This window comes from Microbacterium pygmaeum (assembly GCF_900100885.1).
GTDB lineage: Bacteria > Actinomycetota > Actinomycetes > Actinomycetales > Microbacteriaceae > Microbacterium > Microbacterium pygmaeum.
On the sequence record NZ_LT629692.1, the window covers coordinates 1440358 to 1452465 of the forward strand.

General features: G+C 64.5%; 11 protein-coding genes. 9 read left to right on the plus strand and 2 right to left on the minus strand.

The genetic code is table 11. The annotated features are described in order from the left end of the window. Window positions 1-9 precede the first annotated feature (9 nt). Window positions 10-1347 (minus strand): ABC transporter substrate-binding protein, encoded by a 1338-nt coding sequence (locus BLT19_RS06680; RefSeq protein ID WP_157681784.1) that lies wholly within the window; start codon window positions 1345-1347, stop codon window positions 10-12. A 162-nt stretch (window positions 1348-1509) separates the two neighbouring features. Here BLT19_RS06680 and BLT19_RS06685 point away from each other — a divergent pair, with 162 nt between their 5' ends. From BLT19_RS06685 to BLT19_RS06710, 6 genes are read left to right on the plus strand one after another with little or no spacing between them, the layout of a single operon-like run. Continuing rightward, complete coding sequence (locus BLT19_RS06685) at window positions 1510-2748, plus strand: ROK family transcriptional regulator (RefSeq protein ID WP_172825599.1); 1239 nt, start codon at window positions 1510-1512, stop codon at window positions 2746-2748. A gap of 37 nt (window positions 2749-2785) precedes the next feature. After that, window positions 2786-3778 carry an aldo/keto reductase gene (locus BLT19_RS06690; protein ID WP_091487961.1) on the plus strand — a complete coding sequence of 331 codons (993 nt, stop codon included), beginning with the start codon at window positions 2786-2788 and terminating at the stop codon, window positions 3776-3778. A gap of 30 nt (window positions 3779-3808) precedes the next feature. Then, on the plus strand, window positions 3809-4177 hold the full coding sequence (locus tag BLT19_RS06695) for a tautomerase family protein (protein WP_091487962.1): 369 nt from the start codon (window positions 3809-3811) through the stop codon (window positions 4175-4177). A gap of 49 nt (window positions 4178-4226) precedes the next feature. Further along, window positions 4227-5054 (plus strand): sugar phosphate isomerase/epimerase family protein, encoded by an 828-nt coding sequence (locus tag BLT19_RS06700; protein WP_091493461.1) that lies wholly within the window; start codon window positions 4227-4229, stop codon window positions 5052-5054. After that, a complete protein-coding gene (locus tag BLT19_RS06705; RefSeq protein WP_091487963.1) occupies window positions 5051-6175 on the plus strand; it encodes a Gfo/Idh/MocA family protein in 1125 nt (374 codons plus the stop codon). Before BLT19_RS06700 ends, BLT19_RS06705 begins: the two co-directional genes overlap by 4 nt. 29 nt (window positions 6176-6204) lie before the next feature. Beyond that, window positions 6205-6750: a LacI family DNA-binding transcriptional regulator gene (locus BLT19_RS06710; RefSeq protein ID WP_091487964.1), complete on the plus strand. Its 546-nt coding sequence runs from the start codon at window positions 6205-6207 to the stop codon at window positions 6748-6750. Between the two features lie 1185 nt (window positions 6751-7935). Here the strand turns inward: BLT19_RS06710 and BLT19_RS06720 are convergent. Further along, window positions 7936-8709 (minus strand): FadR/GntR family transcriptional regulator, encoded by a 774-nt coding sequence (locus BLT19_RS06720; RefSeq protein ID WP_091487966.1) that lies wholly within the window; start codon window positions 8707-8709, stop codon window positions 7936-7938. A gap of 86 nt (window positions 8710-8795) precedes the next feature. Between BLT19_RS06720 and BLT19_RS06725 the strand changes: the two genes are divergently transcribed. Genes BLT19_RS06725 through BLT19_RS06735 form a run of 3 tightly spaced genes read left to right on the plus strand, consistent with a single transcriptional unit; the run spans window position 8796 to window position 12107 of the window. Next, window positions 8796-10250: an MFS transporter gene (locus BLT19_RS06725; RefSeq protein ID WP_157681785.1), complete on the plus strand. Its 1455-nt coding sequence runs from the start codon at window positions 8796-8798 to the stop codon at window positions 10248-10250. Window positions 10251-10290: 40 nt separating this feature from the next. Beyond that, window positions 10291-11259 carry a TIGR03620 family F420-dependent LLM class oxidoreductase gene (locus BLT19_RS06730; protein WP_091487968.1) on the plus strand — a complete coding sequence of 323 codons (969 nt, stop codon included), beginning with the start codon at window positions 10291-10293 and terminating at the stop codon, window positions 11257-11259. Next, a complete protein-coding gene (locus BLT19_RS06735; protein ID WP_091487969.1) occupies window positions 11256-12107 on the plus strand; it encodes an acyl-CoA thioesterase domain-containing protein in 852 nt (283 codons plus the stop codon). Before BLT19_RS06730 ends, BLT19_RS06735 begins: the two co-directional genes overlap by 4 nt. Window position 12108 lies beyond the last annotated feature (1 nt).

A 12108-nucleotide genomic window follows, 5' to 3' on the forward strand; every position in this document is an offset into this window, starting at 1 on the left:
CGGCTGTGATCAGCCCTGGGTGCTGGACACGAGTGTCGCGATTGCGTCTGCAGGCGTGGTGCTGCCTTCGAGTACGGATGCCACGGCGACATCGAACGCCTGTGCGAGCGCCGGTGTGACGAGCTGGTTGCGACTCTCATCGCTTGCGGCTGCATCGGCGTACATGGTCTGAATCGCGGGAATCTGCACGTCGGGTGCGACCAGTCCCAGATCATCCCACTGCGGCTCGACGCCCACGAATCCTGGGATCAGATCGATGGCGTTCGCGATGATCTGGGAGCCCTGCTCGGTAGCGGTCAGCCACAGTGCGAACGTCGTGGCGGGGGCGGTGGCGTTTGATCGTGCATTGACGGACAGTCCGTAGTCGAGTTCGCCGAACAGTGTTGCCGGGTTGCCTCCGACCTCGGGGAAGGGGATCGGCAGCTGAACGAACGGTGTCGGATCGGTCACGCCGGCGGCTTCCATGGATGCGATTGCGCTGTCCTCCTTCGAGTACTGGGCGTACCAGGTGCCCATCTGCACCATCGCGGCCTGTTCGGAGAGGAACGCGTTGTTCGCATCCGGGTACTGGGCGAGTCCGGTGACGTCGTCGCGGATGATGCCGTCTTCCTTCATCTGGGCGAGGACCTCGAGACCTTCCTCGAAGGCGGGGTCGTCCCATGATGCGTCGCCCTGCAGTGCGGAGTACCACAGACCGGGTTCGATCGTGCTGACGATCGAGCGCCAGGTCTCCATCGCGAAGCTGCGCCCGGGGATGACGCCCATCGCCAGGCAGTCCTTGCCGGCAGCCGCGAAGATGTCGCACGCGGCGACCCACTCGTCATAGTTGGTGGGCACCTTCGCGCCCAGCTCGTCGAACATGCTCTGGTTGATCCAGATCATGCCTGCTGCCACCCCACCCATCGACACGCCAGCGACTGAACCGTCCTCGCGAGTGAGGCCATCGTTCGAGAAGGTGAAGTCATCCTCCCAGTCGTCTCCGAGCTGCTCCTCGAGCGCAGGGCGGAGGTCGAGGCCGAAGTCGCCAAAGGTGCCGAAATCGGCAACGTCGCCGCCGAGAGCGATGTCGAAGACGTCGGGACCGGAGTTGGACTGCAGGCCGGCGCGCAAGGCAGCCTTGTAATCGCCGTTCTCGAAGTTTCGGTAGGTCACTTCGATATCGGGGTACTCCTCGTTGAAGGCCGCGATGTACTTTTCCGCCACGCTGGTATCAGGCGTCCAGCCCCACCAGTTGATCGAGCCTTCGGTGGCAGACCCCGTCTGCTCGCCGCCACCGGATGAACCGCACGCGCTGAGCGTGACCGCGGCTACTGCTGCGATCGCCGCGACCGCTGCAAGCCGCTTCACCGACCCGCTGTTTGAATTCCGAAACAACATCGTCTCCTGCTTTCTCACCTCTGAGATTTGGTCGTCGGTTGACGCCGCATCGGAAAGCTAACACAATTTTCAAAACTTAGATACAGTACGTAAGCAAGTCGTTGTAGACACGAACACGAGGGGGTGGCACAGGTGGCGGTACGGGACAACAGCGGTGCGGTGCTCGATCTGATCCGGTCGGCAGGCATCATCAGCCGGGTAGAGCTGGCTCAGCATTCTGGACTTACCGAGGCATCGATCTCGCGCATCGTGAAGCTTCTTATTGCCGATGGACTCGTCGCTGAAACGGGCCGCGGCACGTCCACCGGCGGCAAGCGTCCGACACTGCTGGAGCTGAATCGTTCAGCGCGGCACGCGGTGGGCATCTACCTCAGCAACTACCGCACGCGATTCGTGCTTACCGATCTGTCGGGCCGGGTCGTCGCCCACAGCGAGTCCCCGACGGGCATCGTCGACCACAGGCGCAGCGAAGCGGTGCGCGAGGCCACGACCATCATTTCCGCGCTTCTCACCGCCGCTCAGGTTTCGCGGGAGAGCCTCCTGGGCATCGGAATCGCGGTGCCGGGGAGGCAGGAAGTCAACAGGTATCTTCAGAGCACACAGCCGGAGGACTGGACCGAGTGGGACTGGGCTTCGATTCAGCAGGACTTCGCCGAGGGTACCGGGATGTGGGTTTCCATCGAGAACGACTCGACGTGCGGTGCCATCGGCGAGTTCTGGATCAGTAGAGCCCCCGCCGCGCGTGATCTCGCGGTCGTCACTATGGCCTCGGGGATCGGATTCGGTCTGATCACAGACGGCGACGTCTACCGGGGAGCAACGTCGAATGTCGGGGAGCTCGGACACGTCGTCGTCGACGCGAACGGACCGGAGTGCGAATGCGGCAGTAGAGGATGCCTGGAGCTCTACGCATCGCCCGGCAGAATCGTGCAGCGCGCGCTCACCGACGACATACTCGCGGGCCGTCTTGCACTGTCGGGCGACGCGGCTTCGTTGTGGGCGGACTATGAGCGCATCGCGATCGCGGCCGCAAACGACGATGAGGGTGCTCGCGCCGTCATCGTCCACGCGGCGCACATGCTTTCGGTCGCGCTGGTTTCGATCACGAACATCCTCGATCTCGAACGGGTCGTGCTCACCGGTCCGGCGCTCGACCATGTCGGTGCACTGGTCGCGGAGACCGTGAGAGCGGAGCTTGCCGAGCGTGCTTTCGCGCGGAACGTTCACACGATCGATGTGCGCGTCTCGGATTCCGGCCGAGATGCCGCGGCCGTGGGCGCAGCGAGTCTCGTCATTCACCAGCGGCTTGGGGCGACGCGCCGTGATCGGGCCGGTTCCAGCTCGTCGACCGATCTCAGTGCCGCCGTCTGACAATGCACAGTTCTATCGACATCGATCAAGGGGAATCATGACCACCGAGGACCGCGCACTTTCCGCCGCCGCCTACGTGCCGGGAGGGTCGCGGTGGCTCCGGGCCGCGGGCAACACGGGTCTTACGGTTTCAGCGTTGGGACTCGGCGGCGCTCCGTTGTCGAGCATGCCCGAAGTTCTCGGCTACGAAGTGCCGAAGGACCGTGCCCTCGACCTGATCGAGGCCGTGCTGCACAGTCCTATCGCGGTAATCGATACCTCTAACAACTACAACGACGGCGAGAGCGAACGGCGCATCGGTGAGGCGCTGCGCAATACGCAGGCGTCCGAGCGTCCCCTCGTCGTCACCAAGGTCGACGCTCGCGACGGTGACTACTCGGGGGAGCGCGTCAGGCGCTCGGTCGAGGAGAGCGCGGAGCGCCTCGGTTTGGACTTCCTGCCTCTGGTACACCTTCACGATCCGGAATTCTTCGACTTCGATGAGATGACAGCGCCGGGTGGCGCGGTCGAAGCGCTCGTCGCCATGAAGGAGGCCGGATCAATTGGATCGATCGGTGTTGCCGGCGGTCACGCGCCGACGATGCAGCGCTACGTCGGCCTGGACGTCTTCGACGCGCTTCTCGTGCACAACCGTCTGACGCTGGTCGATCGAAGTGCCGAAGCAGTCGTGACCGACGCGAAAGGTCGCGGAATGGCGATCTTCAACGCTGCAGTGTTCGGCGGCGGCATCCTCGCCACACCACGCGGAGGCCGCGAGACCTACGCGTACCGCCCAGCCTCACCCGCACTCCTCGCTGCGATCACAGCCATGGCCGACCTGTGTGACGAATACGGAATCGAACTCGGCGCCGCCGCGATCCAGGCATCTCTCCGCGAACCGCTCGTCGATTGCACGCTCGTCGGGATGAGTCGCCCGGAGCGGGTCAAGTGGACTCTGGATGCTGCGTCCAACCTGATCCCGGATGATTTCTGGGCTCGCATCGACCGTCTCCGCCCCGCACCGGAGCACTGGGTCGACGCCGAGCACTGACCGCCAACCGATCAATAAAGGAGTACTCCTATGCCTCATGCACGTATCGATCTGCACAGCAGCTATCGCGACCGGCTGCCTGAGCTCAGCACCGCCATCTTGGCCGGGATGGTCAAGGGCTTCGACATGCCCGCCACCGATCTGTTTCAGATCTTCCGGCTACACGAGAAGGGGGAACTCGTCTTCGGTACCGCGTACCCCGAGCCCAACCGCGAAGACATCATCTTCATCGAGATCCTCGCGAGCGTCGGCTACGGCACCGCGATGAAGCACCAGGCTCTTGTGGCGATCGCCGACGAGATCGAGAACATCGGCATCCCGCGACAGGATCTCCTCCTGCACGTGATCGAGGTTCCGGCCGGTGACTGGTATTCGCCTGGATTCGCGGGTGTCGAGTGAACGAATCGAACCTGACCGACCCACACGACATCACTGAAAGATGGACCCGATGACTCTTCCCTTGGCTTCCGTTCAGCTGTATTCGATGGCGAGCGCATTCGCTGCCGACGCCGGCGGTTCACTCGAAAAGCTCGCCGCTATCGGACTCAAGAACGTCGAAGCATTCGACTTCGTGCGCCAACCTGGCCGTATTCGCGCTGCCCTCAGTGCCGCCGGTCTGGCCGCACCCACCGGACATGCCCCGCTGCTGTCCGACGAGCTTTGGACGCCTGACGGTTCTATTCCAACTCCAGCACCCGAGGTTGTCTTCGAAGCGGCTGCGGAAATCGGGATCGGCACGGTCATCGATCCGTTCGTGCCCGTGGAGCGCTGGCTCACTGAGGATGGCGTCGCGGATATAGCCGAGCGGCTCAATCGCGCGGCCGAGGTGGCGGCAGGGTTTGGTCTCACGGTGGGATATCACAACCATGCGCAGGAGTTCATCGCCTCGTTCGCGGGTGAGACGGCCTTCGAGCGATTCGTCGCTTTGACCGATCCTCGGGTCGAGATCGAACTGGATCTCTACTGGGCGCTAGCCGGCGACCAGAATGTGCCCGAGCTGGTGACGAAGCTCGGTTCGCGACTGGTGGCGGTTCACATCAAAGACGGCATTGTGCCGGCGAGCAATCCGTTCGCCCCTGACGCGCCGGCCTTCGCGTCGACATCGCTCGACCAATGGCATGCAGGCCAGGGCGAAGTGCCGCTCGCCGAGGCTCTTGCTGCCGGCGCCGGCGCGATCCGGTACGCGGTCATCGAATACGACAACCCGCCCGGGGACGTCTTCGAGGATGTCGAGGCGAGCCTGGCTTTCCTCCGTGACGGCGGGTTCGTCCGATGAGCGTGGTCGGCGTTGGAATCATCGGGAGCGGTGTCATCAGTGACACGTACCTCGCGAATCTGAACTCCTTTCCCGACCTCGAGGTCGTGATCGTCGGTGACCTCAACGTCGACCGCGCTCGCGCGCAGGCGGAAAAGCACGGGGTCGCCCGGTGGGGGACCGCGGCTGATGTGCTCGCTGACCCCGACGTTCAGGTCATTGTCAACCTGACCATCCCGGCTGTGCACGTCGAGGTGTCGATAGCGGCGATCGCCGCGGGCAAGCACGTGTGGACCGAGAAGCCGATCGGTCTCGATCTCGAGGGTGTGGATACGCTCCTGCGCGCTGCCGACGCCGCGGGGCTCCGGGTTGGCTCCGCTCCGGACACCGTCCTCGGACCGGGATTCCAGACCGCGAAACGCGCGATCGCGCAGGGCGTGATCGGTGAGCCACTATTCGCACAGACGACTTTCCAAACTCAAGGGCCTGATCTCTGGCACCCCAACCCGCAGTTCCTCTTCACGCCGGGGGCTGGTCCGCTGTTCGACATGGGCCCCTACTACTTCACGGCACTGGTCAGCTTGCTCGGCCCGGTCGACCGTGTCGCGGCGACGGGTATGAAGGCGCGGGAGGAGCGTGAGATTCGTACGGGCCCGAACGCCGGGACTAGGTTCGCCGTCCAGGTGCCGACAACGCTTCAGGTGCTGACGGTATTCGAGTCCGGCAGGCAAGCTCAGAGCACGCTAAGCTTCGATTCCGCGCTTGAGCGCCACGGGGTCGTCGAGTTGCACGGCACCGAGGGCTCCATCGTGATCCCCGACCCCAACACCTTCGCTGGGCGCAGCGCGTTCGTGAAGCCTCTGACCACGCTTCGCGATGGTGAGGCGTTCGACCAACCGTGGATCGACATCGATCAGCAGGGTGCCGTGGTCGGCCGAGGCCTCGGGCTGCTTGAGATGGTGCGAGCCATTACTGCTGGGCGCCCCCACATCGCGAGCGGAGAACTCGGTCGGCACGTCCTGGAGGTCATGCTGGCGGCTGATGAGTCCAGTCGGACCGATGAATTCGTCACCGTCGCGAGCAGCATTCCACCCGTTCCTCCCGTGCCGGCTGACTTCGACCCGCTCGCTCGCACACTCTGACCTTTCGGTCAGTGAGTTACCGCAGCTGCATGGGAGCCGCACCAGTGGTCAAGGCCGATGACTCAACATTGCGACGGATACGCCTCTCCGATGTCGCAAAACACGCGGGTGTGGCGGCATCGACAGCGTCCGCCGCGCTGAGTGGCGGTCGAGGCGTCGCAGATTCGACACGAGCACGAGTGCTGACTGCAGCTGATGAGCTTCGCTACGACGGCCCAGACCCTTGGGCGCGAGCTCTGCGTACGAGACAATCTCCCACGATTTGCGTCATCTCCGAGCTGGCGGGTCAGCTCCTCAACCCTGCTCACGTTCTCAGGCTTCTTAACGAGATCAGTGCGTGCGCGCAGCCGCTCGGCGGTTTCGTTATGTGGTTGCCGCTCGATGGAAACTCGGCCTCCCGCCTTCAGCATGTTCCGATCATCGGGGCGATCGCCATGGGTGAGCTGTCCGAGAACGTGCTGCTCCAGTTGGAACACAATCGCGTGCGATTCGTCTCGTTGGATTTGGACGCGCAACCTGACGAAATCGCCCGCGGTGTCAGTAGGGCCTTCAGCCGCGGTGACCAATGCGAATGAGCGAGAGACCCCGCCAGCAATGATTCAGTACCGCACGAGCGGGACACACCGCGTCGACGTGGGGCAGGGTTCGTCATCGAGGCTCCCACGTGTGTTCCCGAGAAGCGCTCGCTCCTCGGGAAGGGGCTACGGCGGACACCGTCATGCTTCAAGAACCGATAGCCGGTTGCCACTGCCTAACCCTCGCTCGATCGCTACCCAATCAGCAGTGCGCCTTAGCTCTCACACATAGCCGGACCAATGAGATAAAGGTCTTACATTGACTATCGTGTTCATGAGGTGCTTTAGTGTGTACGGACCTTAACAACAATCCGCCTCGACGAAGTGGCATCCGAACATGCGCGAACTAACGGTAGAACTCGACGAACCCCTCCTCTATGGGGCCCGCCAGCGCAACAGTGCAGGTCGAGAAGGGTCGACTTCCATTACCGAGCGCAACGAGTGGATACGGCCGATAAGGTACCGTCTGGCGCCGATCGTGTTCGCTCTCGGGACGGGTGTAGCGCTCGGCGTCGTGGGCTTCTCAGTTCTTGGCGCCGTAACCACTAGCGATGCAGTTCTCCTTTTGTTCGTCTGCAGCGCGGCATCGTTGCTAGGTGCTACCACAGCATGGTGGACGCAGAAGCGGCGGGCCGCGTCGGTGGGGAGTATTGCTTGCACAGCCTTGAGCGGGATTCTTCTCGCTATCGGGAGTTGGTGCAGCCTGAGTCTCGACGCCGGGAAGTTGACCGAGATCGAGGGTGCTGGCGGTGTGTTCGTGCTTTCAGCTGGCCTTGGATTCATACTTCTCACCCTTTGGTGGGCGGGTAGGGTCATCTGCCTCGCTATTCAGATGCAGCGCGCGCGGCGCTCCTGATGGCACAGGTTCTGAACGATCGGCCCACCTGCCAGAGACGGCAACGCTGCGCGGCAGGGACGTGTCCTGCACGCGCCGGGATTGATTGGTCATCACCGTTCGCGACGATGGAGCGCGCTACGAGTTGATCCGATGCGCCTACATCAGCTTTTCGTCGAACCCCAGCAACCACTCCAGCAATTTGAACGCAATCCGCGACATTCAGCGATGGCTTGTAGATGAACTACACGCCCAAACCATATGACGTCCGGCGTCGCGGGAGGCCGTTGCGGCCCTGGGGTTGGCGTGGGACTGAAATGGATGCTACCCGCTCGATCGCGCGCGACTACTCAGGCGTCGCCCGAGTCGAGCGGGCGACCGCGACTAGGGCCGATGTGGTGGCGGAGGTAGGTGAGGTGGTCGATGATCGCCGCCTCCGCCGCGGTTGCGTCGCCGTCGGCGATCGAGTGGAAGATGCTCTGATGCTGAGCGAACGTATCGCGCCCCACCGACGGCGAAAGATCGAGGTACGACACGGGTTCGGTCTCCCGGTGCAACGCATACACGAGCGACGCGAGAATGCGGTTGCCCGACATGCGCGCGATGGCGATGTGAAAGCGAGCGTCGAGTTCGGCCACGGCGGGGTCGTCGACCGTTCGCAGTTTCTGTTCGTCGATGATGGTGCGAAGTTCCTCCACGTCGGCGTCGGTGCGGTGCTTCGCCGCCAGAGCAGCAGCGGGTACCTCGAGAAACTGCCGGACCATGGCCAACTCGTCGAAGCTGATGCTGCCCAGCCACAGGAGGTTGTGCATCGATTTCTGCACGACCTGACCGAGCGCATTGTGATCGACGGTCTGCACGAAGCTTCCACCGCCGGCGCCCGGGACTTTGAAGATCAGCCCCTGAGATTCCAGGGCAGAGAGCGCTTCCCGGATCGTTGGGCGGCTGACGTTGAACTGTCGCGCCAGCTCCGTTTCGGCGGGAAGTCGCTCTCCCGCGGCAAGCTGACCGCTGAGAACGGCCTTGCGCAGCGCTTCTTCAACCTGCTGTCTGGGCCGCAGAACCTTCTGGCCCAGAATCCTGGTCGTCGACTCGCCGCGATCGTTGCTCGTGTTGTCGGTCATATCGCCCTCCGGCCTGCGGCGTCGCAAGATCGATTCACCTTACCGGAAGGCAAATCGGCTTTCCGGATGGATCGATCCTTCTCACCGTGACGGCTTCGACGCAGCGGGCCCGGTGGTCGGCGTTCGCCGTCTGCCTAATGGCGGCCGGCCTGGCCGTGCTCGACATCTCGAAGGTGAACGTCGCCATTCCGGCGATCGAGGCATCGCTCGGAGCAACCCCGACCGCGGTGCAACTCATCGTCGCGGGCTACGTGCTCGCGTTCGGCCTGGCACTGGTGCCCGCCGGTCGCGCCGGCGATCTTCGCGGCCGCCGCGTGCTCTTCCTGATCGGAGTCGTGCTGTTCGGGCTCGCCAGTGTCGTGTGCGGCTTTGCACCCAACGTCACGATCCTCGTGATCGGCCGACTCCTCGAAGGCATCGCTGCCGGCACTCTGATGCCCCAGGCACTCGGACTTCTTCAGCGACTGTTCGCCGGCGCCGAACGGGGCAAGGCGTTCGGTCTTTTCGGGGCGATGATCGGCCTGACGCTGGCGATTGCGCCTCCCCTGGGTGGTCTGCTCGTCACGATCGGCGGTGCGGAGTGGGGATGGCGCTTGGTGTTCCTCATGAACGTGCCGATCGTCGCGGTTCTGATTCCGCTCGCGGCCAGGCTTCTTCCGCCTGACGGAGTTCGGCGCTCCGCCCGTGGCGACCTCGATCCGGTCGGCATCCTTCTGCTCGCGATGACAACGCTCGCAGTGATGGCTCCTTTCGCGCTGACGACCGGGACGGCGGCCGACAGTCCGCTGCGCTGGCTGCTGCTTCCTGTCGCGGCGGTTTCAGGAACCGCCTTCGCCTTCTGGGAACGGCGGTACGTGCGCATCGGTCAAAACCCGGTGGTCGATTTCGGCATGTTCCGCAGCCGCGGTTATCGCCACGGCGTTCTGATCGCGCTCGCCTACTACGGGGGAGCGCCGGCATCCATGCTCGTGACGACGCTCTTTCTGCAACTGGGACTCGGAGTCGGCGCATTGCAAGCCGGGCTGTCGATCGTGCCCTTCGCCGTCGCCTTCATCGTCGCGTCGTGGTGGAGCGGACGGCTCACGCATCGATATGGTCGACCGTTGGTGATCATCGGCCTATCGATCGCGATCGTCGGGTGGGGATCGGCAGGGGCGGCGGCGGTCGTGCTGCCCGCTGACGAGGCGCAGTGGCTGGTGCCGCTGAGCCTCATCCTCGCCGGATGGGGTGCCGGATGCGTATCGGCCCCTAATCAGACGCTGACGCTGAACGATATCCCGCCGTCGAATGGCGGCCTGGCGGGATCGATCACCCAGGTCGCGCAACGGCTCGGTGCGGCCATCGGGGTCGCGGTGCTGGTGTCGGCCTTCTACGGCACGATCGCGCAGGAGTCCTTTGCCCTGGGCAACCTGACGGCGTATCGCGACGCATACCGTAACGCCATCCTCGCCGCGATCGGCTTCTTCTGCACAGCGGTGATCATCGCGGTGATGGATGAGAGGTGGCGGCGGCGCCATGGCATCCGCCCGATGACGGAATGACAGTCCGCTCGAACTCGACAACGACGATGGAGGCACCCCCATGCGTGGCGACGAACTCACCGCACCCGAACCGGCGCGCCCGCGGTTGCCCCCGTTCGGCGTGCGCGGTCGAGCCCTGGACTTCGTTCCCACGGCCGTCGCGAAAGACATCGCCGTCGAGTGGGAGGATCTGGGCTACGGGGTGGTGTGGTTGCCTGAGATGGCCGGCAGAGACGTCTTCGTGCATCTGACCCACCTGCTCACGGCGACGCGGTCGATGATCGGAGCGACGGGAATCGCATCGATGTGGGCGCGTGACGCGGTCGCGATGTCGTGCGCGGCCAACGCCCTCGCCGAAGCGTTCCCGAGCCGGCTCATCGTCGGGATCGGCGTGAGTCACAAGAATCTCGTGGAGAAGGTGCGCGGAGGCTCCTACGGTTCGCCCCTCGCGTCGCTGACAGAGTATCTGGCCGCGATGGCGGCGGCGCCGTACCGCGCCGTGCGGCCGACGCAGGCGGCGCCCCGGGTGATCGGCGCCTTGGGGCCGAAGATGCTGGCGCTCGCGTCACAACACGCCGACGGGGCGCACCCCTATCTCGTGCCGCCCGAGCACACGTCTCGGGCCCGCTCGATAATGGGTACCCGCGCGCTGCTGTGTCCCGACCAGATGGTGGTGATCGAGCGAGACCGCGGCGCTGCGCGGGAGATCGCGCGACGGCGTATCGGGGTGTATCTGTCACAGCCCAACTACGTGAGGAATCTCCGCGGTTTCGGGTATGACGACGAAGACTTCCAGGGGGGTGGGAGCGAGCGGCTCGTCGATGCCCTGGTGGCCACCGGGTCGGTCGACGACGTCGTACGACGAATACGCGAGCACCTCGATGCCGGTGCCGACCATGTCTCGATCCAACCGCTCACCTCGCAGCCGCGGGGAGTTCCGCTCGGTCAGTGGCGCGAACTTGCCCCGGCGCTGAGGGAACTGGCGCCGATGGCACGACGCGACCAACACGAACCAAGGAGTGCCGCATGAGCGACCCGGCCTTTTTCGACCTGGATGAGGATGGCGGCGAGGGCGGCTTGATTCCCCGAGACCGCGCGCTCAGCAGCTGGTCGGCCGACCAACTGCGGGGGCCGGCCGTCGCCGGTGCGCTGGCCAGAGCGACCGAGACCGCCGTTGCGGCGGCTGGCATGAGCGGTCTGCATCCGACACGATTCACCCTCGACCTGTTCCGGCCCGTTCGAGCGTCGCGTGCCACGTTGACGACGAGCGTGGTCCGGCGTGGCACGCGACTCGTGCTCATCGACGCCGACTATCGGGTCAGCGGGGAATCCGTCGCGAGGTCGTCGACGCTGCTGCTCGCGCCGTCCTCGACCGCGCGGGGCACGGTGTGGTCGGCGAACCGCCGATTCGCGGTGCCGGCGGAGGATACGAAGTCGCGCGACAGCGACGGCCGCCTCTTCTTCAGTGAGGCGACCGGCTGGAGTGAGAGCATTTCGACTCCCGATGGCACGCAGCCGAATCAGTCCTGGCACGCTGGGATGCCGATCGTGACCGGGGAGCAGCTGACCCCCTTTCAGATGGCGGCGAGCGTGGCGGATATCTCCAACCTCGTCTCGAATTGGGGCACCTGCCCCCTGGCGTACATCAATGCCGACGTCACGATGGCGCTCACGCGGCTCCCGGAGCAACTCGCCTGCGGCCTGGCGACGACCGACCGTCTGGAGCATGACGGCATCGCGGTGGGCTCTCTGGTGATGTACGACCGACGAGGACCTTTCGGCACCACCACGGTTTCTGCCCTGGCGAACGAACGGCGGGCGGTGAACCCGGTGGAGCGCAGCCGGACGGCACGCGTGCGGCCACCGACTGCCCAGTGAT